The organism is Streptomyces sp. NPDC087906 (genome assembly GCF_055584925.1).
In genome coordinates this window covers 63,690-85,525 of record NZ_JBVJLC010000019.1, presented here as the reverse complement: position 1 = coordinate 85,525, position 21,836 = coordinate 63,690, and the positions used below count along the sequence as shown (strand labels likewise).

At 71.4% G+C, this 21,836-nt stretch carries 20 protein-coding genes; 9 read left to right on the top strand and 11 right to left on the bottom strand.

Translation table 11 applies throughout. The annotated features are described in order from the left end of the window. The first annotated feature begins 102 nt into the window (after positions 1-102). The 4 genes from ACZ63I_RS34195 to ybaK all read left to right on the top strand — a co-directional run bounded on the left by ACZ63I_RS34195 (position 103) and on the right by ybaK (position 4,112). Positions 103-1,704 (top strand): oxidoreductase, encoded by a 1,602-nt coding sequence (locus ACZ63I_RS34195; protein WP_469343378.1) that lies wholly within the window; start codon positions 103-105, stop codon positions 1,702-1,704. 104 nt (positions 1,705-1,808) lie between these two features. Then, entirely contained in the window at positions 1,809-2,837 is a 1,029-nt protein-coding gene (locus ACZ63I_RS34190) for a hypothetical protein (RefSeq protein ID WP_469343377.1), read from the top strand. Positions 2,838-2,842: 5 nt separating this feature from the next. Further along, on the top strand, positions 2,843-3,583 hold the full coding sequence (locus ACZ63I_RS34185) for an LON peptidase substrate-binding domain-containing protein (protein WP_469343376.1): 741 nt from the start codon (positions 2,843-2,845) through the stop codon (positions 3,581-3,583). A 28-nt stretch (positions 3,584-3,611) separates the two neighbouring features. After that, positions 3,612-4,112 (top strand): Cys-tRNA(Pro) deacylase, encoded by a 501-nt coding sequence (gene ybaK, locus ACZ63I_RS34180; protein ID WP_469343375.1) that lies wholly within the window; start codon positions 3,612-3,614, stop codon positions 4,110-4,112. Positions 4,113-4,278: 166 nt separating this feature from the next. Here ybaK and ACZ63I_RS34175 read toward each other — a convergent pair whose 3' ends face one another. Genes ACZ63I_RS34175 through ACZ63I_RS34160 form a run of 4 tightly spaced genes read right to left on the bottom strand, consistent with a single transcriptional unit; the run spans position 4,279 to position 8,180 of the window. Further along, on the bottom strand, positions 4,279-5,004 hold the full coding sequence (locus ACZ63I_RS34175) for a hypothetical protein (RefSeq protein ID WP_469343373.1): 726 nt from the start codon (positions 5,002-5,004) through the stop codon (positions 4,279-4,281). A gap of 34 nt (positions 5,005-5,038) precedes the next feature. After that, on the bottom strand, positions 5,039-5,875 hold the full coding sequence (locus ACZ63I_RS34170) for an ABC transporter permease (protein ID WP_469343372.1): 837 nt from the start codon (positions 5,873-5,875) through the stop codon (positions 5,039-5,041). Between the two features lie 22 nt (positions 5,876-5,897). Then, positions 5,898-6,869 carry an ABC transporter ATP-binding protein gene (locus ACZ63I_RS34165; protein WP_469343393.1) on the bottom strand — a complete coding sequence of 324 codons (972 nt, stop codon included), beginning with the start codon at positions 6,867-6,869 and terminating at the stop codon, positions 5,898-5,900. 45 nt (positions 6,870-6,914) lie between these two features. After that, positions 6,915-8,180 (bottom strand): NYN domain-containing protein, encoded by a 1,266-nt coding sequence (locus ACZ63I_RS34160; protein WP_469343371.1) that lies wholly within the window; start codon positions 8,178-8,180, stop codon positions 6,915-6,917. A 223-nt stretch (positions 8,181-8,403) separates the two neighbouring features. Between ACZ63I_RS34160 and ACZ63I_RS34155 the strand changes: the two genes are divergently transcribed. Continuing rightward, positions 8,404-8,583 (top strand): hypothetical protein, encoded by a 180-nt coding sequence (locus ACZ63I_RS34155; protein WP_469343369.1) that lies wholly within the window; start codon positions 8,404-8,406, stop codon positions 8,581-8,583. Between the two features lie 88 nt (positions 8,584-8,671). Here ACZ63I_RS34155 and dnaE read toward each other — a convergent pair whose 3' ends face one another. Then, on the bottom strand, positions 8,672-12,208 hold the full coding sequence (dnaE, locus tag ACZ63I_RS34150; RefSeq protein WP_469343368.1) for a DNA polymerase III subunit alpha: 3,537 nt from the start codon (positions 12,206-12,208) through the stop codon (positions 8,672-8,674). A gap of 170 nt (positions 12,209-12,378) precedes the next feature. On the opposite strand from dnaE, the gene ACZ63I_RS34145 reads away from it, so the two are divergent. The 3 genes from ACZ63I_RS34145 (at position 12,379) to ACZ63I_RS34135 (ending at position 15,389) form a co-directional block, all read left to right on the top strand. Continuing rightward, on the top strand, positions 12,379-13,722 hold the full coding sequence (locus tag ACZ63I_RS34145) for a DUF2252 domain-containing protein (RefSeq protein WP_469343366.1): 1,344 nt from the start codon (positions 12,379-12,381) through the stop codon (positions 13,720-13,722). A gap of 87 nt (positions 13,723-13,809) precedes the next feature. Further along, the gene (locus ACZ63I_RS34140) at positions 13,810-14,493 is read left to right on the top strand and encodes a hypothetical protein (protein ID WP_469343365.1); all 684 of its coding nucleotides are present in this window, start codon (positions 13,810-13,812) and stop codon (positions 14,491-14,493) included. A gap of 80 nt (positions 14,494-14,573) precedes the next feature. Then, entirely contained in the window at positions 14,574-15,389 is an 816-nt protein-coding gene (locus ACZ63I_RS34135; protein WP_469343363.1) for a thioredoxin domain-containing protein, read from the top strand. 58 nt (positions 15,390-15,447) lie between these two features. On the opposite strand, the gene ACZ63I_RS34130 is transcribed toward ACZ63I_RS34135, so the two are convergent. Further along, positions 15,448-16,017, bottom strand: a complete 570-nt coding sequence (locus ACZ63I_RS34130) for a dienelactone hydrolase family protein (RefSeq protein ID WP_469343392.1) — start codon at positions 16,015-16,017, stop codon at positions 15,448-15,450. 46 nt (positions 16,018-16,063) lie between these two features. Between ACZ63I_RS34130 and ACZ63I_RS34125 the strand changes: the two genes are divergently transcribed. Continuing rightward, complete coding sequence (locus ACZ63I_RS34125) at positions 16,064-17,200, top strand: mechanosensitive ion channel family protein (RefSeq protein ID WP_469343362.1); 1,137 nt, start codon at positions 16,064-16,066, stop codon at positions 17,198-17,200. A gap of 292 nt (positions 17,201-17,492) precedes the next feature. Here the strand turns inward: ACZ63I_RS34125 and ACZ63I_RS34120 are convergent, their stop codons facing one another. From ACZ63I_RS34120 to ACZ63I_RS34100, 5 genes are all read right to left on the bottom strand, one after another. Continuing rightward, positions 17,493-19,079 carry a Na+/H+ antiporter gene (locus ACZ63I_RS34120; RefSeq protein ID WP_469343361.1) on the bottom strand — a complete coding sequence of 529 codons (1,587 nt, stop codon included), beginning with the start codon at positions 19,077-19,079 and terminating at the stop codon, positions 17,493-17,495. A gap of 95 nt (positions 19,080-19,174) precedes the next feature. Further along, positions 19,175-19,663, bottom strand: coding sequence for a GNAT family N-acetyltransferase (locus tag ACZ63I_RS34115; protein WP_469343359.1), 489 nt, complete (start codon positions 19,661-19,663; stop codon positions 19,175-19,177). Further along, positions 19,660-20,601, bottom strand: a complete 942-nt coding sequence (locus ACZ63I_RS34110; protein ID WP_469343358.1) for an RluA family pseudouridine synthase — start codon at positions 20,599-20,601, stop codon at positions 19,660-19,662. The genes ACZ63I_RS34115 and ACZ63I_RS34110 overlap by 4 nt, the downstream gene beginning before the upstream one ends. A 17-nt stretch (positions 20,602-20,618) precedes the next feature. Further along, positions 20,619-21,179 (bottom strand): signal peptidase II, encoded by a 561-nt coding sequence (lspA, locus tag ACZ63I_RS34105; protein ID WP_469343357.1) that lies wholly within the window; start codon positions 21,177-21,179, stop codon positions 20,619-20,621. 103 nt (positions 21,180-21,282) lie between these two features. Beyond that, positions 21,283-21,441 carry a TraR/DksA family transcriptional regulator gene (locus tag ACZ63I_RS34100; RefSeq protein WP_469343390.1) on the bottom strand — a complete coding sequence of 53 codons (159 nt, stop codon included), beginning with the start codon at positions 21,439-21,441 and terminating at the stop codon, positions 21,283-21,285. Between the last annotated feature and the right edge of the window lie 395 nt (positions 21,442-21,836).

Sequence of the window (21,836 nt, the reverse complement as noted above, 5' to 3'; positions counted from 1 at the left end):
TCGCCCGTATCACTGGCTGATACATGTCCCGGGCGCCGCACGGGACGGCTACTCTCTGGGCCCACTGTTACCGGCGGGAAGCGCGAGGAGGGGGAGGACGGAGTGAGCGACCAGGGCGACGGCGAGGCTCCGGACTGGCTCAGCGCAACGGAACTGGGCATGTGGCAGGCGTTCCGCAACGGGAGCACGTACGACCTGTCGACCTCCGACCCGGTGCTGGACGACCCCTTCTCGGCCCGCGCCTGGCCGGTCGAGCGGTCCGTGCGGGCCAGGGTCGTGGCGCTGCTGCTGCTCTCCGGGCCGCCCGCGCTGCCGGGCCGGGTCTCGGCGCTGAAGCTGCGCGGGGTGCAGATCACCGGCACGCTCACGCTGGCGGGCGGCATCGTCGCGCCGTTCGTGGAGCTGACGCGCTGCCGCTTCGAGAACGAGGTGGTGCTGCCGGAGGCGCACTTCACCACGGTGCGTATCGCGCGCTGCGCGCTGCCCCGGCTGGACGCCGCCCGGCTGCACACCGAGGGGGACCTGCATCTGCCGGGCTGCCGGATCGAGCACGGCATCCGGCTGACGGACGCCCGGATCGGTACGGATCTGCTGATCAGCCAGATCGATGTGCGGCCCGACCGGCGGGGCCGGGCGATCGTCGCCGACGGGATGTCGGTCGGGCAGGATCTGCAGGCCGACCAGATCGAGACATACGGCGAGATCAGCCTGCGCGGCGCGAGCGTCGGGGTGTCGATGAGCATGCGCGGCAGCAAGCTGCGCGCCGCGCCCGGCCGGCGCGCGCTGAACGCGCCGCAGCTCTCGGTGGAGCGGTCGTGCCATCTGGGGAGCGTGTGGGTGACCGAGGCGACGGGCAGCGCCGGCGCGACACCGCCGTACGGGATCGGGCACGTCCCCGAGCCGGTGCCCGGCACCGAGCTGCGGCGCTTCGAGTGCCACGGCGGGGTACGGCTCGACGACGGCCGGTTCGGTGACGCCGTCGACCTGGGCCAGGCGCGGTTCTTCCTGGCCGCCGACGAGGAGTTGTCGCTGCGCCGGATCGTCACGCCCGAGCTGCGGTTCACCTGCGAGGCCCCGCTGGACGGCCGGGTCGTGCTGAACGGCGCGAAGATCGTCACGCTGGTCGACATCTCGACGGCCTGGCCGGGTCCCGGCGGGCTCGCGATGGGCGGTTTCCTGTACGAGAACCTCGTCCCGTACGGGCACTTCCCGCTGGTGCGGCGGCTCGACTGGCTGGCCGCCGCCACGCCGGAGTACTCCCCCGAGCCGTACGAGCGCCTCGCGCAGGTGCTGCGGACGGGCGGCGAGGACGCCGACGCCCGTGAGGTGCTGCTGGCCAAGCAGCGCAGACGGCGCGAGACGCTGCCGCTGGCGGCGAAGGTCTGGGGCTACTTGCAGGACTGGACCGTGGCCTACGGCTACCGGCCGGGGCGGGCCGCGCTGTGGATGGCGGTCCTGTGGGCGGCGGGCGCCGTCGCCTTCTCCCGGCACGCGCCGGCGCCGCTCCAGGCCGACTCGCATCCGCAGTGGAACCCGGCGCTGTACGCCCTCGATCTGCTGATCCCGGTGGTCAATCTCGGGCAGGACGGCTACTGGCGCCCGGCGGGCGGCTGGCAGTGGGCTTCGGCGGCGCTGATCGTGCTCGGCTGGATACTCGCCACGACTGTCGCCGCAGGTGCCTCGCGCCTCCTGCGCCGCGGCTGACCCACCTTTCTTTGCCTTGCCTTTACTTGCGCCAGGACAACCTTCCCGGCCGCCACCAAAGCTTCACAGCCGCCCTCTGGCGCGTCTACGACCTGCGGCTTTCAATGGTCCGCACCATGTCATTGCTTCGCGCTCTGATCAGCACCGCGCGCATGGTCCGGCACACCCCGCTGCTCGCCACGGGGCTGCCTCCGGACGACGCGGTACTGCTCGATGCCCCCGACGAGCGGCTCGCCCCCGCGCTGGTCTCCGCCGCACTCGGCGAGTACGAGCGCGCGGCGAAACTGCTCGCCACCACCCGGGAGTCGGCCGAGTGGGAGAACCGCGACCGCTACGTGACGCGGCTCGCCGCCTTCGCCCACCGCCGCGACGAGTGGCTGGCCGCCTGGCTGCGCGCGGCGCCGGGCGACCCCGACGCGCTCGTCGTCATGGCGGAGCTGACGGTCCGCAGGGCCTGGGAGTCACCGGCCAGGGCCGAGCGGCTGCGCGAGAGCGGCCCGCTGATCGACGCGGCGGCCGAGGCGGACCCGCGCGACCCGGTGCCCTGGCGTATCGCGCTGGACCACGCGCGCGGCACGCACGCGCCGCACACCGCCTTCGAGTCGCTGTGGGAGCAGGCGGTGCGGCGGGCCTCGCACCACTACGGCGTCCATGTCGCCGCCCTGCTCTACCTGTCGGCGCAGTGGTACGGCTCGCACAGCGAGTGCTTCGACTTCGCCGAGCAGGCGGCGCAGGACGCGCTGCCGGGATCGCTGGTGCAGGCGCTGCCGGTACGGGCCGCCTTCACCCAACTGCTCAGCGGCACCCCCACCTCCGTACAGGCGGACCGGATCGACCGGGCGGCCGATCTCGCCGTCGCCGTCTCGGCCCGGTACGAGGCCGCCGACCCGTGGCCCGCCGAGGTCCGCAACCTGCTGGCGTACGTCCTGCTGGCGCGCGGCAGATGGGCGGAGGCGCTGGAGCAGTTCCGGCTGATCGGACCGCATGCGACGTCCTTCCCGTGGACGTGTTTCACCGACGATCCGCTGGGTCAGTTCCTGGAAACGCGCGACGGTCTGCGGATCCAGGTGGCCTCGGCGACGCCTTTGCGCAACCGCGCAGACCGGAGAGGTGCCCGCGGCCATTACGCTTGACCGTTGTGACCACCGCTCGCCTCCCTCTCTTCCCGCTGAACGCGGTGCTGTTCCCCGGCCTCGTCCTGCCGCTGAACGTCTTCGAGGAGCGCTACCGCGCCTTGATGCGTGAGCTGCTGAAGACCGACGAGTCCGAGGGGCGGCGCTTCGTCGTGGTCGCCATCCGCGACGGGCGCGAACTGGCGCCGACCGCCTCCGGCATGCCGGACCAGGCGGCCGTGCCCGAACGCGGTCCCGCCGAAGGGTTCGGCCCCGAACCGCTCGACGCCTTCCACCCCGTGGGGTGCGTCGCCGACGCCGCGACGATCCGCGAACGCTCCGACGGCACCTTCGAGGTCGTCGTCACCGGCACCACCCGGGTCCGGCTCCTGTCGGTCGAGGCGAGCGGCGCCTTCCTGACGGCCGAGGTGGAGGAGCTGCCCGAGGAGGAGGGCGAAGGGGCCGGCGCGCTCGCCGAGGGGGTGCTGCGGGCCTTCCAGAGCTACCAGAAGCGGCTGGCCGGGGCCAGGGAGCGCACGCTCTCCACGGAGACCGAGCTGCCGGACGAGCCGTCCGTGGTGTCGTACCTGGTCGCTGCGGCTGCCGTGCTGGACATCCCGACGAGGCAGCGACTGCTCGAAGCGGCCGACACGGCGGACCGGCTGCGCCAGGAGCTGAAACTGCTGCGGGCCGAGACCGCCGTGATCCGGCATCTGCCGTCGCTGCCGGCCGCCGAGCTGACGCAGACCCGCACCAACCCCAACTGACCCGACTCCGACCGACGTACGGGAACCGATGGCGAAGAAGGCCAGGAAGCAGACCGGCGGCACCCCGGCGACGGTCGCGCTGACCGCCGCCGGCACCGCCTACACCCTGCACGAGTACGCGCACGACCCGGCGTCGCCGTCGTACGGCGAGGAGGCGGCGCGTGCGCTGGGCGTCTCCCCCGAGCGGGTCTTCAAGACGCTGGTCGCCGACGTCGACGGCGAGCTGACGGTCGCCGTCGTACCGGTGGCGGGCTCGCTCGATCTCAAGGCGCTGGCGGCGGCCGTCGGCGGCAAGCGCGCCGCGATGGCCGACCCTGCGGCGGCCGAGCGCACCACCGGCTACGTACGGGGCGGCATCTCGCCGCTCGGGCAGCGCAAGCGGCTGCGTACGGTGCTGGACGCGTCGGCGGACGGCCATCCGACGATCTGCGTCTCGGCGGGCCGCCGCGGCCTGGAGGTCGAGCTGGCACCCGCCGACCTGGCGGCGCTGACGTCGGCGGTCCTGGCCCCGATCGGCCGCGCCGGCTGAGCCAGGTCCTGTCCGGCCGGTCTTCGCGGATCAGCCTGCGGCGTCTGGTGCGGTGCATCGCAAGGCGGAGGATCATCCCCGTACTGGTTGTACGAGGATCGGTCCGACAACGCGGCGAGGTGCCGTGCCAGGCGTCGCGGGCCCGCGAAGACCGGCCGGGCAGGACCTAGTTGTCGGGCCCGCCCCACACCTGGCCGGAGGGCCCCGACCGGTCCTGGTGGCCGTTCTGCTGCCCCGTACCGCCGTCACCGCCGCCGCTCTGCGGCTGCGCGTACATCGCTCCCCAGTCGGGCTCCGGGTCGCGCGGCGCGAACAGCGCCGTCAGCGCCAGATGGACGACCATGGCGGCGACCGGCCAGGCGAGCAGCGCGCCCTTCATGTTCAGTTCGAGCGGCGCGTCGAAGGTGACGCCCTTTCCCGCGGCGCGCGCGTGCGCCACCACGTCCGACGTGGGGCCGAGCCAGCCGCCCACCTTCCAGGCGATGACGGCGCCGAGCAGCCCGCCCAGCGCCAGCGCGACGACCAGCGGGACGCCGCCGCGCCTGCGGAAGAAGAACACCAGCGCCGAGGTGACCAGGCCGAAGGCCAGGGCGAGCAGGACAAACGTTCCGTCGGCGCCGATCGCCTCCTCGCCCTCGGTGTCCTTGAGGAAGACGGCGGTGCTGTCGGAGATCAGCGGGATGCGCGGCGCGAGCCAGAGCCACAGCAGCCCCAGCAGCACGCCGGAGACGGCGGTCGCGGCGAACACCACGGCGGCCTGGCGCAGCTCCTTGGTCATATCGGGCCCTTCCTCCGCTTTGTCCCCCGCGTAGGGCGAAGCGCCGGCCTGCGGCATCTGCCAGGGGTCGTGATTCGGCGGCGGCTGGTGCGGCGGCGTCAGAGGAGCGGTCACTGTGCCATCGTGCCAGGCCTGTTCGAAGGCCGCCTCACCGGACCGCCGCACGCCGGTACGCCCACGTGGCGACGGCCAGCGAGACGACACCGACGCCGGCGCACACCCCCAGGTCGACGCAGACGGCCGACCAGTCCGGGTGCGAGTCGAACGACCGGGCGAGCGCTTCGACGCCGTACGTCGACGGCAGCAGATCGCGCAGCCAGCCGACCGGGCCCGGCAGCCGGTCGGCGGGCAGGACGCCCAGCAGCAGCGCCGCCGACATGCCGAGCTGGCCCAGCAGGGTGGCGATCTCCTGCCGGGGTGCCAGCAGCCCGCACGCGGCGCCCAGACCCGACAGGGCGGCCCCGGACAGCGGTACGACGGCGAGCAGGATCCACAGATGGGCGAGCGGCAACTGGAACATGGCGCTGCCCGCGACAGCGGTGACGACCGTGCCCGGCACGGTGAAGGAGGCGTACGCGGCGGCGGCGCCGAGCACGACGGCGGCGGGCGGCACCGGCAGGGTGGCGTAGTGGTCGAGACCGCCGCTCGCCCGCAACTGGCCGAAGTACTGGGCGAGCAGGTTGAGCGCGACGAAAGCGACGACGAGCACGCTCGCCCCCGCGACGACGGCCCGCGCCTCCGAGCCGCCCTCGACGACGCCCCGCATCAGGACCATGATCCCGACGGACTGGAAGGTCGCGACGAACAGCAGCGGGATCCGGGCGACCCGGGCCCGGGAGAGCTGCGCCCGGTAGACGGCGGCGAGCGAGGGCAGCAGCCGGGCGCGCGGGGCGAGCGGCGCGGGTACGGACCTGGCGGGCTCCCCCCGGGTCGTGGCGGCCGGTTCGGCCCGTCCGGACACGGCCTCCGCTGGCACGATGCTCACCTGCCACTGCTCCTGTCGTCGGTCATGCCTTGACCAGCCCCTTCGTCTGTCCGCCGAGCGCGAGATAGACGTCCTCCAGGCTCGGCGTCGCCAGGCTGAAGTCGTCCAGGGCCGCGAAGGCGGCGCCGCCGGTCACGGCGGCGACGGCGGCCCGTGCCTCGTCGGGCGCGAGCCGCAGCACCCAGCGGCGCCCCGACTCCTGCGCCGAGTCGCGCAGGGCCGCCACCTCGGGCACGTCGAGCGGGGCGCGCTCGCGCCACACCAGCTCGACCCTGACCTCGCCCGCGACCTGTTCCTTGAGCCCGGCCGGGGTGTCGCAGGCGATGACCTTGCCGCGTTCCAGGACGGCGACCCGGTCGAGCACGGTCTCCGCCTCGATGACGTTGTGGGTGACGAGCAGGACGGTCGCGCCCTGCTCGACGCGCCTGCGGTCGACGGCGGCCCACACGGCGCGCCGGGCGACCGGGTCCATGCCGGTGGTGGGCTCGTCGAGGACCAGCACGGGCCGCTCGCCGACCAGCACGGTGGCGAAGCACGCCAGCCGCCGCTGGCCGCCCGAGAGCTTCTTCAGGGGCCGTCCGGCGATCTCGGTCAGGCCCAGTTCGTCCAGGACGGCGTCCCGGGCCTTACGGGCCTCGCGCAGCGTGAGACCGCGCAGCCGGCCGGTGGTCTCGGCGGCGAGGGCTACGGTCAGTTCGTCCAGGGCCGTGGACTCCTGGCCGAGGTAGCCGACGAGCCGCGACGCCAGTTCGGGGTGGCGTACCAGGTCGTGGCCGAGCATCTCGACACTGCCGGAGTCGGGCCGCATCAGCCCGGTGAGCTGGCGTACGAGGGTGGACTTGCCGGCGCCGTTGGGTCCGAGCAGGCCGAAGATCTCACCGCGCCGCACGTCGAGGCTGATCCCGTCGGTGGCGCGCACCTCGGGCGTCGCCGGGGTGCCCCGGCCGCCGCGCGCGGCGGGGTACGTCTTCACCAGATCGCGCACCACGCACACCGTACTCACGAGGCACGAGCCTACGTGGTCCGCCGCGTACCGCTCCTACTCGGGTGCTGACCCGTGCTCGGCGGCGGCCCTGACGTCGATCTCCCGCCAGAAGCCCGCCCGGATGGCGTAGCGGTCGTGCTCGTCGATCTGGTCGTCCTTGTGGGCGAGCAGCCCGAACCGCGCCGCGTACCTGAGCAGTTCGCCGTCGATGCGGTGCGGGATGCGCGGGTACATCACGGACAGCTTCTGCACGTGGGCCGTCTCGGGCAGCCGGGCCATCCAGCGGCGGGCGAAGACCTGGCCGACCTCGAAGGGGTCGCCGCCGACGGTGGTGATGTCCTCCTCGCGGTCGGCCCAGCGCTGTTCGGCGCTGGTGAGCTGGGCGAGGGTGGGCAGCGACGCGGTCTCGGGCGGCTCGCCCGAGGGGCCGCCGCCGGGGCGTTCGACCCAGCCCTTGTCGGAGGACCAGCGCAGCGTCGCACCGGCCGGGCCGCGCTCGGCAGGGGGCTGGACGCCGGGGGCGCGCAGGCTCGCCAGGTCCTTGGGGGTGGGGACGCCCTTGGTGCCGGGATGCGGCTGGGCGCTCTCGTGGTCGTGGGGGCGTTCGGCGGCGGGCGCGGGCGAGCCGTTCTGCCCGGCCGCCGTCCGCGCCTCGGCGGCCCGTTCGGCCGACGCGGCGAGCGCCGACTCGGGCAGCGGCGCCGAGAGGATCGCCGCGATGTCGGGGCGGGTCCCGGGGGTGGGCGCGCAGACCCCGCCGAAATCCTTGGCGCGTACGGCCTTGGTGATCCACGCCCGGTCGAGCACCCGCCGCTCGTCGGCCTCGGCGACCAGGTCCTCCGACTGGTTGTAGTCGCCGTCGGCGGCCTGGACGGCCCAGAGGTGGACGGCGACGCCGTGCTCCTTGGCCGACATCAGCCCGGGAAGCAGATCACCGTCGCCGGTGACAAGTACGACGTCGGAGCAGGCGCGGTTTCTGGCCAGTTCGGTGAGTTCGGCGTGCATCGCCGCGTCGACGCCCTTCTGCGCCCAGCGCCCGTCGCTGCGGGTGAGGGCGCCCAGCCTGACCGTGACCCGGGGCATGACGCGCAGCCGCCGGTGCTCGGGCTGCGGGACCCGGTCGGGGGCGCCGTCGAACCAGTAGATCCGCAGCAGCGGCTGTTCGGTGTCGTGCTCTGCCCGTTCGCGCAGGCCCTGGATGAGGGCGGAGTGGTCCACGGTGATGCGGGAGCGGGCCGGTTCTCCGGCGAGGAGACTCGCGGCGGCGCCCAGCAGATAGCCGGCGTCCACCAGGACAACGCAGCGGTCCACGTGTTCCACCTTCTCTCGGGAACCTCGGGATCGGGATGGTGAAGGGTTTCCTTCGAGTCTGCCCGACCACGTGAGCGTTAACGTCCGGAACTCGATCATCGGCGTGGCGTATCCCGGGACAGGCCGCTGACGAGGCACCACTACACACGGCAATGATCCAAAATGCGGCTATATGCCCGGTATGTGAGTCTGAACGCGATCCGCCCCAGCTACTCCTACAGGAGGCATCGCCATGGCCAAGAACAAGAACCGCGACCGCGACCGCAGCAAGCAGCAGGCCCCGTCGTCGGACCGCTCCACCGAGCAGGACCGGTCGTCGTCCATGGAGGACCGCACGGAGCAGGTCCAGTCGCGGATAACCCCGTCGGACACGCCCCACAAGGGCCGGGAGAAGCGCTTCGGCCACAACTGACGCCGCAGCGCCGACGCGTGACACACGCGTGAGGGGCACGCCCGGGTGACCGGGCGTGCCCCTCACGCGTGTCCGTCCGGACGGCGCCCTAGCCGGCCAGGCAGGCCGGGCCGAGCAGCACCTTCAGATCGCCGAACAGGGCGGGGTCGGGCTGGACGCGGTGCCGGTCGAGCCGGAGCACCGTGGTCTTGCGGGCGCCCTGGAGTTTGATCCGGACCTCGGAGTTGCCCCGGTGGCTGCCGAGGATCTCGCCGAGCCTGCTGACCATCGGCGGGGTGACCTTCACGGTGGGGATGGTGATGGTGACGGGCGCGTCGGTGCCCGCCGACGACACGTCGGGGACCTGGAGTTCCATGGCGACAAGCCGGGGGACGTCCTCGCGCTTGTCGAGCCGGCCCTTCACGAAGACGACGGTGTCCTCGACGAGCTGGGTCGAGACGAGCTGATAGGTCGCCGGGAAGAACATGCACTCGATGGAGCCCGCCAGGTCCTCGACGGTGGCGATGGCCCAGGCGTTGCCCTGCTTGGTCATCTTGCGCTGGAGCCCGGAGATGATCCCGCCGATGGTCACCACCGCGCCGTCCGCGTGCTCACCGCCCGTGAGCTGCGAGATCGCCGCGTCCGACTTGTCGGAGAGCACATGCTCGATACCGAACAGCGGGTGGTCGGAGACATAGAGCCCGAGCATCTCCCGCTCCTGGGCGAGCAGATACGACTTGTCCCACTCGATGTCGGAGAACTCGACGTCGAGCCCGAAGCCCGGCTCGCTGCTCTCCTCCTCGCCGCTGCCGAACAGGTCGAACTGGCCCTCGGCCTCCTTGCGCTTGACCTGGACCACGTTGTCGATCATCGGCTCGTGATGGGCGACCAGGCCCTTGCGGGTGTGCCCCATCTCGTCGAAGGCGCCTGCCTTGATCAGCGACTCCACCGTGCGCTTGTTGCAGACGACCGCCTCGACCTTGTCGAGGAAGTCCGGGAAGGAGGCGTACTTCCCCTTGGCCTTGCGGCACCGGATGATCGAGTCCACCACGTTCGTGCCGACGTTCCTGACGGCGGTCAGGCCGAAGAGGATCACGTCGTCGCCCTGCGCGGCGAAGTTCGACTGGGACTCGTTCACGTTCGGCGGCAGGACCTTGATGCCCATCCGGCGGCACTCGTTGAGGTAGACCGCCGACTTGTCCTTGTCGTCCTTCACTGACGTCAGCAGCGCGGCCATGTACTCGGCGGGGTAGTTCGCCTTCAGATACGCGGTCCAGTACGTGACCAGGCCGTACGCGGACGAGTGCGCCTTGTTGAAGGCGTAGCCGGCGAACGGGACCAGCACGTCCCACAGGGCCTTGATGGCCTCGTCCGAGTAGTTGTTCTTCTTGGCGCCGGCCTGGAACAGGACGAAGTTCTTGGCCAGCTCGTCGGCCTTCTTCTTGCCCATCACGCGGCGGAGGATGTCGGCCTCGCCGAGCGAGTACCCCGCGATGATCTGGGCGGCCTTCTGCACCTGCTCCTGGTACACGATCAGGCCGTGGGTCAGCCCGAGCACCTCGCGCAGTGGCTCTTCCAGCTCCGGGTGGATCGGGGTGATCTCCTGCTGGCCGTTCTTGCGCAGGGCGTAGTTCGTGTGCGAGTTCATGCCCATCGGGCCCGGCCGGTACAGGGCCGAGACGGCGGAAATGTCCTCGAAGTTGTCGGGCTTCATCAGCCGCAGCAGCGAGCGCATCGGGCCGCCGTCGAACTGGAAGACACCGAGCGTGTCGCCCCTGCACAGCAGCTCGTACGTCGTCGGGTCGTCCAGCGGGAGGGCCAGCAGGTCCAGGTCGACGCCCTTGTTGGCCTTCACCATCTTGACGGCGTCGTCCATGATCGTCAGGTTGCGCAGGCCCAGGAAGTCCATCTTCAGCAGGCCGAGCGACTCGCAGCTCGGGTAGTCCCACTGGGTGATCGTCACCTGGTCGGTGTGGCGCACCCACACCGGGACGTGGTCGGTGATCGTCTCGCTGGACATGATCACGCCGGCCGCGTGCACCCCCATCTGCCGGACCAGGCCCTCGACGCCCTTCGCCGTGTCGATGACCTTCTTCACGTCCGGCTCGTTCTCGTACATCCCCCGGATCTCGCCCGCCTCGCCGTAGCGCGGGTGCTTGGGGTCGGTGATGCCGTTGAGGTCGATGCCCTTGCCGAGGACGTCGGCGGGCATCGCCTTCGTGAGCCGGTCGCCCATCGCGTACGGGTAGCCCAGCACGCGGGCCGAGTCCTTGATCGCGTTCTTCGCCTTGATCTTGCCGTACGTGCCGATCATGGCGACCTTGTCGGCGCCGTACTTCTCCGTCACGTACCGGATGACCTCACCGCGCCGGCGTTCGTCGAAGTCGATGTCGACGTCCGGCATGGAGATGCGCTCGGGGTTGAGGAACCGCTCGAAGATCAGCCCGTGCTCGATCGGGTCGAGGTCGGTGATGCCCATCGCGTACGAGACGATCGAGCCGGCCGCCGAGCCGCGGCCGGGGCCGACAGCGATGCCGTTGTTCTTGGCCCACATGATGAAGTCGGCGACCACCAGGAAGTACCCGGGGAAGCCCATCTCGATGATGATCCCCATCTCGTACTCGACCTGCTTCTGCCGGTCCTCGGGGATGCCGTTCGGGTAGCGGCGGGCCATCCCCCGCATCGTCTCTTCCTTGAACCAGGTGACCTCGGTGAAGCCCTCCGGCACGTCGAACCTGGGCATCAGGTTCTTCTCCTGGAACATGCCCTCGGTGTCGATCTGCTGCGCCACCAGCAGGGTGTTGGCGCACCCTTCCTGCCAGGCGTCGGAAGAGTCCACCGCGTACATCTCGTCGGTCGACTTCAGGTAGTAGCCCGTGCCGTCGAACCGGAAGCGGTCCGGGTCCGAGAGGTTCTTGCCGGTCTGGATGCACAGCAGCGCGTCGTGCGCCGTCGCCTCGTTGGCGTACGTGTAGTGCGAGTCGTTGGTGACCAGCGGCGGGATGCCGAGCTTCTTGCCCACTTCGAGCAGCCCGTCGCGCACGCGCCGCTCGATCTCGATCCCGTGGTCCATCAGCTCAAGGAAGTACCGGTCCTTGCCGAAGATGTCCTGGTACTCGGAGGCGGCCTTCAGCGCCTCGTCGAACTGGCCGAGCCGCAGCCGGGTCTGCAACTCGCCCGAGGGGCAGCCGGTGGACGCGATGAGGCCTTCGGACCACTTGGCGATGGTCTCCTTGTCCATCCGCGGCCACTTCTGCAGCCAGCCCTCCGCGTACGCGTCGGAGGAGAGCCGGAAGATGTTGTGCAGCCCCGTCGCGTTCGACGCCCAGATCGTCTTGTGCGTGTAACCGCCCGAACCCGACACATCGTCACGCTTCTGGTGCGGCTGGCCCCACTGCACCTTGCGCTTGTTGCGCCGCGACTCGGGCGCCACGTACGCCTCGATGCCGATGATCGGCGTCACGTCCGCCTTCTTCGCCTGGTGGAAGAAGTCGTACGCGCCATGGAGATTCCCGTGGTCCGTCATGGCGATGTGCGACATCCCCATCTCCTTGCACGCGTTGAACATGTCGCCGAGCCGCGCGGCACCGTCCAGGAGCGAGTACTGGGTGTGCACGTGCAGGTGCGTGAACGGCGGCTTTGTCACGGTGCTGGCCTCCAACGAACGGCAGGGGGGAACAGCGTGGAAGTCTACGACTCGGGACCGACAGACGCGGGCACTCCCGGGCACTCGCGAGTACCGTCGTGCGTTGCGCATTCCGGGGGCCCTTGCCGGGCCCGTCACACTCACCATTCCCGCCCAGGAGGCACCCAGCGATGTCGGTCCCGCGACCCGTTGAAGTAGCTGACGAGGGACGCGGCGAGGAGATCCTCGCCGTGTTCCACACCGCGTTCGGCGAGCTTCTGGCGGCCGATCCAGCAGCCTTCCAGGTGAAGTTCCGCAAGATGGCCGCCTCGGCCTTCGCCTTCTACCGGGGCACGGCGTGCCTGTTCTACAACGACCTGGAGAAGGACGGCGCGGGCAGCAGGGCGGCCGGCCCCTTCCTCGACGAGCGGACCGCCCGGGTGTGGATCCACGGCGATCTGCACGCGGAGAACTTCGGCACGTACATGGACGCCAACGGCCGGCTGATCTTCAACGTCAACGACTTCGACGAGGCGTACGTCGGCCCGTTCACCTGGGACCTCCAGCGGCTCGCCGCGTCACTGGCGCTGATCGGCTACACGAAGGCGTTCAGCGACGAGCAGATCACCGAGCTGGTGGAGATCTACGCGGGCGCCTACCGGGAGCGGATCCACGCCCTGGCCACCGGCGCCAAGAACGACGAGGTGCCGCCCTTCACGCTGGACACGGCCGAGGGACCGCTGCTCGGCGTGCTGCGCTCGGCCCGCTCGCTGACCCGCTTCGGACTGCTCGACTCGATGACCGAGATCCGCGAGTGGGAGCGGCGGTTCTCCCCCGGCGGCAGCTCGGTCGAGCTGGACGCGGCGACCCGCTACAAGATCCTGGCCGCCTTCGACGGCTATCTGGAGACCCTGCCGGACTCCAGCCTGACCCGGCCCGACTCCTACCGCGTCAAGGACGTGGTGGGGCGGCGCGGCATCGGCATCGGCTCGGCGGGGCTGCCCTCGTACAACATCCTGCTGGAGGGCAACAGCGACGCGCTGGAGAACGACGTCGTGATCTACATGAAGCAGGCGCAGACCCCGGCGGTCTCCCGGCACATCACCGACGCCGCCGTGCGGGACTACTTCCAGCACGAGGGCCACCGCACGGTCATCTCCCAGCGGGCCCTGCAGGCGCACGCCGACCCGTGGCTCGGCTGGACCGAGCTGGACGGCGCGGGCCAGCTCGTGGCGGAGATCTCCCCGTACGCGGTCGATCTCGACTGGTCGGACCTGGACGACCCGGAGGAGATCGCCGCGGTCGTCGCCGACCTCGGCAGGGCCACGGCCACGATGCACGCCGCCGCCGACGATGAGAGTGGTCACACTCTGGTGCCGTTCTCCACCGAGCGCGCCATCGACGCGGCCATCGCGGGCGACGAGGAGAACTTCTCCCGGCTGCTGGTGGAGTTCGCCCACGCCTACGGAGCGCGGGCCAGGGCGGACCACCAGATCTTCGTGGACCTCTTCCGCAACGGCCGGCTGGCCCCGTAACGGCCTGCCGGGCGCCGAATCTCTCAGCCATTTCTCACCCGCTCCTTTAGGGCGGGCATACAGGGCGCCGTGGCACACTCGGCGACGATGGACATATCCGGGACGCAGCTCAGGGCGGCGCGGGCAGCACTCTTCACGGCACTGGTCGTGACGCTGTCCGCCGGCTCGCACGTGCTGCTGTCCCGGGCGCCGCTCCCGCTGTCCGTCGTCGCCGGGCTGAGCGCCGCGGTCTTCGCCCTCGCCTACGCGACCGGCGGCCGTGAGCGGAGCTACGGCCGCACGGCGGCGCTGCTCGTCCCGCTCGAACTGGCCGCCGACACCGTCTTCACCGCGGGCCAGCACGTCTGTTACGGCCCGGCGGGCGGGCCCGTCGCCGGGTCGCTGCGCTCGGTCGGCTTCGACGTCCTGTGCGGCGGCGCCGTCGGCACCCCGCTGCCGGGCGTGGCCTCCCCCGGCGGCAGCATCGCCGCGCTGCTCAGCTCGCCCGACCCGGCGCTGCCCTGGCTGCTGCTCGCCGTGCATGTCTCGGTCGGCCTGCTCGCCGCCTACTGGCTGCGGCACGGCGAGTCGGCCCTGGCCTCGCTGGTACGCACCGTCGCCGCTTTCGCCTTCCGGCCGCTGCTGACCGCCGCGGGCGTGGCGGGCACGGTGCGCGGCGCCGTCCGGCGCGGGGCGCGCCCGGCCGACCGCCCGCGCTTCTCCCGTACCCGGCTTCTCGTGCACTCCGTAGGACGGCGGGGACCTCCGCGTCTCGCGCTCGGCTCTGTCTGAGCCGCGCCTCCCCCGCCGTCCGTCCTTTCCCGGTACGTCAGTACGCCAGTACCGCAGTACTTCACCCGGAGTGAACCCCCATGAGCACACGCAACAACCAGTCCAACAAGGCTGCCGCCCGCGAGCGGCTGCGCCAGGAGCGCGAGCGGCAGGCGCGCAAGGACAAGGTCCGCAGGCAGTCCATCGTCGGCGGCTCGGTCGTCGTGGTCCTCGCGATAGCCGCCGGTGTCGGCTTCGCCGTCGTGCAGTCGAACAAGCCCGACCACTGGGAGGCGGCGAAGAAGGTGACGAACGTCGTCGCGCCCGCCCACACCTCGGGCACGGACGGCACGACCGTCGTCATCGGCAAGTCCACCGCCAAGAAGACCCTCCAGACGTTCGAGGACCCGCGCTGCCCGATCTGCGCGAGCTTCGAGCAGACGGTCGGCCCGACCGTCCAGAACGACCTCGACGCGGGCAAGTTCAAGATCCAGTACGTCGGCGCCACGTTCATCGACAACAGCAGCAACGGCGTCGGCTCGAAGAACGCGCTGTCGGCGATGGGCGCCGCGCTCAACGTCAGCACGGACGCCTTCATGCACTACAAGACGGCCCTCTACTCGGCGAAGTACCACCCCGAGGAGACGCAGGACAAGTTCGCCAAGGACAGCTATCTGATCCAGGTGGCCAACACGGTGCCGGAGCTGAAGGGCAACGCGGCGTTCCAGAAGGCCGTCAAGGACGGGAAGTACGACGCCTGGGCGATGAAGATGTCGGCGGCCTTCGACAAGAGCGGGGTGCAGGGCACCCCGACCTTCAAGATGGACGGCAAGACGCTCACCGCTTCGGACGGCAGCCAGAATCCGCCGATGACGGTGGCGGACTTCAACGCGGCGCTGACGAAGGCCCTGGGCTGAGGGCCCGGGCCGAGCCTTCGGCCGGACGGGCCCTGGCGGGCCGCTCCTTCGGGGTCGCTCAGAGCGACTCGACGAAGCCCAGCGCGACCCGCCAGGTCTGCTCGGCCGCCTCGGCGTCGTGGTCGGGCAGCTCGGGGTCGGTGTACAGATGGCCGGCCCCCGGGTACCGGTAGATCTCCACATCGGCGCCGATCTGCCCCATGCGCAGATACCAGGCGTTCAGCCAGTCGTCCGTCTCGAAGGGGTCCGGGTCGGCGACGTGCAGTTGCACGGGCAGGTCGTCCACCGACGCGTTCTCCGCGATGTCGGACGTGCCGTGCAGCAGGAGCAGGCCGCGCGCCTTGTCGTCGCCGAGCGCGAGGTTCTGCGCGATCGAACCGCCGAGCGAGAACCCCGCGTAGACGAGACCCCGCTCGGAGTACGGCGCGGCGGCCAGCACGGCCCGCCGCAGCAGCTCCTCCTTGCCGATCTTGTCCTTCAGCGCCATACCGTCCTCGACGGTCCCGGCGGTTTGTCCTTCGTACAGGTCGGGCACGCGCACGTAATGCCCGGCCCCGCGCAGCCGCTCGGCTGCCGTGTGCACGGCCGGGCGCAGCCCGAGGGCCGAATGGAAGAGCATGATGTCCATCCGGCCATCCTGCCAGCCCGGAACGGGGACGATGATCGAGGGAGACATGGAGAACGTACTGCGACCGCTGGCCGTGATCGGCGGGTCCGTCGTGCTCGCACTGCTGCTCGGCTGGGGCGTGGACGTCCTGCTGCGCCGCGCGGACGAGCGGCACCGCGAGACCCCGCTGTGGGGGCTCCTGCGCCGCTGCCAGCCACCGCTCCTGGTCGTCCTGATCACCTCGCTGCTGCGCGGTACGTACCGCGCGGTCAGGTGGGAGGTCATCCAGGACCACAAGGCGCACCTCGGCCAGTTGCTGACGCTGGTGCTGATCGGCGCGAGCGCCTGGCTGGTGGTGCGGATCGTGTCCGCCGTCGTCCAGTCCTCGTACACGCGCTACGCGTCGGCGACGCGCGACCCGGCCCGGGTGCGCCGGGTGCGGACCCAGGTGACGCTGATCATGCGGATCGTCACCGCCGTCGTGGTGATCGTGGCGGTCGCGGCGATCCTGCTCACCTTCCCCGGCATGCGGGCGATCGGTACGTCGATGCTGGCGTCGGCCGGGATCATCGGCATCGTCGCCGGTGTCGCGGCGCAGGCGACCCTCGGCAATCTCTTCGCCGGCTTCCAGATCGCCTTCGGCGACATGGTGCGGATCGGCGACACGGTGGTCGTGAACGGCGAGTGGGGCGTCGTCGAGGAGGTCACGCTGACCTTCCTCACGGTGCGGACCTGGGACGAGCGGCGCATCACGATGCCGGTGTCGTACTTCACCAGCCAGCCGTTCGAGAACTGGTCGCGCGGCGGGGTGCAGATGACCGGCACGGTCTTCTTCCAGCTCGACCACTCGGCCCCGGTGCCGCTGATGCGGGACAAACTGGAGGAGATCCTGCTCGGCTGCGAGGCCTGGGACGGCCGCACCTGGAGCCTGGCCGTCACCGACACGGGCCCGACGACGATCGAGGTCCGGGCGGTCGTCACGGCGAAGGACGCCGACGACATCTGGACGGTCCGCTGCGCGGTACGGGAGCAGCTCATCGCCTGGCTGGCGGAGGACCACCCGTACGCCCTGCCGAGGGTCGCGATGGCGGCGGCCCCCGTGCCGTCCCCGGCCGGCCAGTTCCCGTCGCGGCAGCGAGAGCCCCAGCCCCAGGAGGCCCGCGAAAGCGTCGACGCCCAGGCCCCGGACACCGGCCGCGGCTGACGAGAACGGCGGGGACTCCCCCCGGCGCGCGGCGCCGAGCAGGCGGCGGGGAGGCCCGTTCCGCGCGCAGGAACCGGGCGGGCACCAGGCACACGCGCGCCGCGGGCGCCGAGCGCCGGACCCGGCTTGGCAGGGGCACGAAACGCCTCGCGGCAGCCGTCGGCGGGCGCCGCGCGCAGGCGGCGGCGAGCGCCTGGCCGCCTGCGCCCGGGACGGCTGGAGCAGGACATCGACCGCCAGGCGCCGCCCGCCCGCGCACCGAAGGCGAGGCCGGGCGGGCGCGCCGCAGGCGTCAGCGCATGCTGCGGACGTCCAGGTGTCTCAGCACCTTGTCCACGACCTCCGGGTTCGCGCCCGGTTCGTTGCGGGCCGCCAGGATCTCGTGGCGGGCCGCCGACATCATGTCCCGCTGGACGCGCTGGAGCGTCTTCAGGTAGTCCTGCCGCTTCGCGAACCACTCGCGCCGCTCGTCGTCGACGACCAGCGGGCTGATCCGCGCCCCGATGTCGATCGCGGCGCGCGCCAGCCGTTCGCTGATCTCCTCCGGCAGTTCCTCTGCGGCGTCGATCTCCCGGAGCCTGCGCCGCGCCGCCCTCGCCGCCCGGATCGCCAGCGAGTGCTCCAGCTCCCGCTCGGCGTCCGTGTCGGCGCGCACGCCGAGCTTCCGTACCAGCCAGGGCAGGGTGAGCCCCTGAATGACGAGCGTGGCCATGATGACGACGAACGCGATGAAGATGATCTCGTCCCGGCCCGGGAACGGTTTGCCGTCGTCGGTCTTGAGCGGGATGGCGAGCGCCAGCGCGACCGAGGCGACACCGCGCATACCGGCCCACCACATGACGACCGTCTCGCGCCAGCCGACGGGGATGTCCTCGTCGTAGTCGCGCAGCTTGTGCAGCCGTTTGGCGAGCCAGGTGGCCGGCAGCAGATACAGCAGCCGTACGCCGACGACGACCACGACGACGGCGCCGCCCCAGCCGAGCATCTCCGCCATGTGGCTGTCGGCGGTGCCGAGCGCGTTGTGCAGTTCGAGGCCGATCAGGCCGAAGGCGACGCCGGTGACGAGCGTGTCGACGATCTCCCAGAAGGAGTTGCCGGCGAGCCGGCCCATCACGTCGTCCGCGTCCGCCGTGTGCTCGGCGAGGAACAGCGCGACGGTCAGCACGGCCAGCACGCCGGAGCCGCTCAGCTCCTCGGCGAGTACGTAGCTGATGAACGGCACCAGCAGCGTGAGCCCGATCTGCAGGGTCGCGTCGCCGAGCAGCGCCATGAGCTTGTTGGAGAGCCAGCCGAGCACGAGCCCGACGGCGACGGCCACCACGGCGGAGAGCACCAGCGACCCCACGGCGTGCGGCCAGGAGAAGCTGCCGCTGACGGCCGCCAGGACCGCCACGTGGTAGAGCACGATCGCCGTGACGTCGTTGAAGAGCCCCTCGCCCTCCAGGATCGACACGAGCCGGCGCGGCAGCCCCAGCGCCCCGGCGACGGCGGTCGCGGCGACCGGGTCGGGCGGTGCGACGAGCGCGCCCAGCGCGACGGCGGCGGCGATCGGCAGTCCCGGTACGACGGACCCGGCGACCGCGGCGACCGCCGCCGTCGTGACGAACACCAGCGCGACGGCGAGCAGGAAGATGGGGCGCCGGTTGGCGGCGAACTGCCGCCATGAGGTGCGCTGCACGGCCGCGTACAGCAGCGGCGGCAGCAGCACCGGCAGGATGAAGTCCGGCGGTACCTCGACGTTCGGCACGAACGGCAGCAGCGCGAGGACGACCCCGAGCAGGGTCATCAGGACCGGCGGCGGCAGCCCGATGCGCTCGCCGAGCGGCACCATGACCACCGCGCCGAGCAACAGCGCGAAGAGCAACGCCAACTGGTCCACGGGTGCGTCCTCCGGCGGTCGACAGCCGCCACAGGGGTTGGGGCGGGGATCGGACGATCAAGACACCAGAGTGCCACGTGCTCCGACCGGCGCTTTTACAGCCCCCGCCGCATCGAGCGGTGCGCGATGCCCGCGTCCTGGAACTCGGGTCCGTACGGCTCGTAGCCCAGCTTCTGGTAGAAGCCCATGGCGTGCGTCTGCGCGTGCAGGTCGACGGCGGTCAGACCGCGCTCGCGCGCCGCGTCCTCGATGGCGCGCACCAGCGCCGCGCCGACGCCCAGGCCGCGGGCGGCCCTGGTCACGGCGAGCCGGCCGAGCGAGCCGACGCCGGGCGCCCCGCCGGTGCTGCCGGCCGCGTCGGCCCCGTACAGCAGCCGTCCTGTGCCGAGCGGCAGTCCGTCGTCGCGTACCGCGAGCACATGGACGGCCGTCGCGTCGTGGCTGTCGTACTCGATGTCCTCGGGCACCCGCTGCTCGGCGACGAAGACGTCCTTGCGGATGCCGAAGCACGCCTCGCGGTCGGCCGGGTCGACCGCGACCCGTATCCGGTACGCGGGGCCGCCGCCCGCCGCTGCCCCGGTCATGCGTTGCTCTCCGCCCTCACCTTGTCCAGCGCACCCTGCAGATCGGCCGGGTACGTGCTCTCGAATTCCACCCAGCGCCCGTCCGAGGGGTGCTCGAAGCCGAGCCGCATCGCGTGCAGCCACTGCCGGGTCAGGCCGAGGCGCTTGGCCAGGGTCGGGTCGGCGCCGTAGGTCAGGTCGCCCACGCAGGGGTGCCGGTGGGCCGACATGTGCACGCGGATCTGGTGCGTACGGCCCGTCTCCAGCTTGATGTCCAGCAGCGAGGCCGAGCGGAACGCCTCGATCAGGTCGTAGTGCGTCACGGACGGCTTGCCGTCGGCGGTGACCGCCCATTTGTAGTCGTGGTGCGGGTGGCGGCCGATGGGGGCGTCGATCGTCCCGCTCATCGGGTCCGGGTGCCCCTGCACCAGCGCGTGGTAGCGCTTGTCGACGACGCGCTCCTTGAACTGGGCCTTCAGCAGCGTGTACGCCCGCTCCGACTTGGCCACCACCATCAGCCCGGACGTGCCGACGTCCAGCCGGTGCACGATGCCCTGGCGCTCGGCGGCGCCGGAGGTCGAGATACGGAATCCGGCGGCGGCCAGGCCGCCGATGACGGTGGTGCCCGTCCAGCCGGGGCTCGGGTGGGCGGCGACTCCGACCGGCTTGACGATCACGACGATGTCGTCGTCGTCGTGGACGATCTCCATGCCCTCGACCGGCTCGGCGACGATCTTCACCGGCACCGCGGGGGCCGGCATCTCCACTTCGAGCCAGGCGCCGCCGTTCACCCGCTCGGACTTCCCGACGACGGAGCCGTCGACCTGGACCTTCCCTGACGCGGCCAGCTCGGCCGCCTTCGTACGGGAGAACCCGAACATACGGGCTATGGCGGCGTCGACGCGCTCGCCTTCCAGTCCATCGGGCACGGGCAGCGTTCTGATCTCGGGGAAGCTCACCCGTCGAGTATGCCTTGTCAGTCCTTGTGGACTGTGCCGTCCGGGTCCAGCCCACGGAAGGACAGGATCACGATGAGGACGCCGCCGCAGCAGATCGCGGAGTCGGCGAGATTGAAGACGGCGAAGTGCCAGGGCGCGATGAAGTCGACGACCGCGCCCTGGAAGACGGAGGGGGCCCGGAAGATCCGGTCCGTGAGATTGCCGAGCGCGCCGCCGAGCAGCAGGCCGAGGGCGATGGCCCAGGGCAGGCTGTGCAGCTTGCGGGCGAGCCGGGCGATGACCAGGATCACGGCGGCCGCGATGACCGTGAAGATCACGGTGTACGCGGCGCCGAGACCGAACGCGGCGCCGGCGTTCCTGATCACCCGGAACTTCAGCACGTCGCCGAAGACGTCGACCGGGGCCTCGTTCTCCAGCTTGGCCACGACCAGCGTCTTGCTGCCGAGGTCCAGCAGGTAGGCGAGGAGGGCGACGACGAACAGGGCGACGATCTTGCGCCGCCCCTTGGGCCGCTCGGCGGGCGCCGCTGCCTCGTCGTCGACATCCGGCGTACCGATGATGCGCTCCGCCTCTGTCACGTGAGTCCCTCAACCTAGATGCTTTGACGCCGAGGATACGACACGGCGCTCCCCAGGTCAGCCGCCGCCCAGGGGCGATCCGCCGGACAGATCCGTACGGACCCTAGCCGCGGCGCTCCTGCTTCTGCTTGTCCTCGACGCACAGCGTGGCCCGGGGAAACGCCTGCATCCTCGCCTTGCCGATCGGCTGCCCGCAGACCTCGCACAGGCCGTACGTGCCCGCGTCGAGGCGCTGGAGCGCCCGTTCGGTCTGTTCGAGCATCTCCCTGGCGTTGGCGTTGAGGGACATCTCGTGTTCGCGGGTGATGTTCTTGGTGCCGGTGTCGGCGTCGTCGTCACCCGCGCCGTCCCCGGAGTCCCGCATCAGCCCGGCGAGGGCCTGCTCGGACGAGCTGATCTCGTGCGCCAGCCGCGTCACCTCGCCCTCCAGGCCGGCCCGCGCCTCGGCGACCTCCTCCGGTGTCCACGGGTCCTCACCCGGGCGTACCGCCAGCTCCCCCGGAGGTGTCGCCGCGGCGACGGGTGCCGGCGGGACCGCTGTCGCGGTCGCGGCGCCCTCGGTGGCGGCTGTGGTCCCGCTGCCGCCCGCAGTCTTCTTGGCTCCCACCGTCTTGGCTCCTGTCTGTTCCGCGGCCTGGGCCGCCCCCTCGGCCGCTG

Bases quoted from the DNA above. Each gene is read 5' to 3' on its own strand.
- ACZ63I_RS34115 (WP_469343359.1), bottom strand. From the start codon at position 19,663: ATGACCGGGGCAGCGGCGGGCGGCGGCCCCGCGTACCGGATACGGGTC.
- ACZ63I_RS34135 (WP_469343363.1), top strand. From the start codon at position 14,574: ATGAGCACACGCAACAACCAGTCCAACAAGGCTGCCGCCCGCGAGCGG.
- ACZ63I_RS34100 (WP_469343390.1), bottom strand. From the start codon at position 21,441: ATGCTCGAACAGACCGAACGGGCGCTCCAGCGCCTCGACGCGGGCACG.
- ACZ63I_RS34125 (WP_469343362.1), top strand. From the start codon at position 16,064: ATGGAGAACGTACTGCGACCGCTGGCCGTGATCGGCGGGTCCGTCGTG.
- ACZ63I_RS34140 (WP_469343365.1), top strand. From the start codon at position 13,810: ATGGACATATCCGGGACGCAGCTCAGGGCGGCGCGGGCAGCACTCTTC.
- ACZ63I_RS34130 (WP_469343392.1), bottom strand. From the start codon at position 16,017: ATGGACATCATGCTCTTCCATTCGGCCCTCGGGCTGCGCCCGGCCGTG.
- ACZ63I_RS34190 (WP_469343377.1), top strand. From the start codon at position 1,809: ATGGTCCGCACCATGTCATTGCTTCGCGCTCTGATCAGCACCGCGCGC.
- ybaK (WP_469343375.1), top strand. From the start codon at position 3,612: ATGGCGAAGAAGGCCAGGAAGCAGACCGGCGGCACCCCGGCGACGGTC.
- ACZ63I_RS34155 (WP_469343369.1), top strand. From the start codon at position 8,404: ATGGCCAAGAACAAGAACCGCGACCGCGACCGCAGCAAGCAGCAGGCC.
- ACZ63I_RS34145 (WP_469343366.1), top strand. From the start codon at position 12,379: ATGTCGGTCCCGCGACCCGTTGAAGTAGCTGACGAGGGACGCGGCGAG.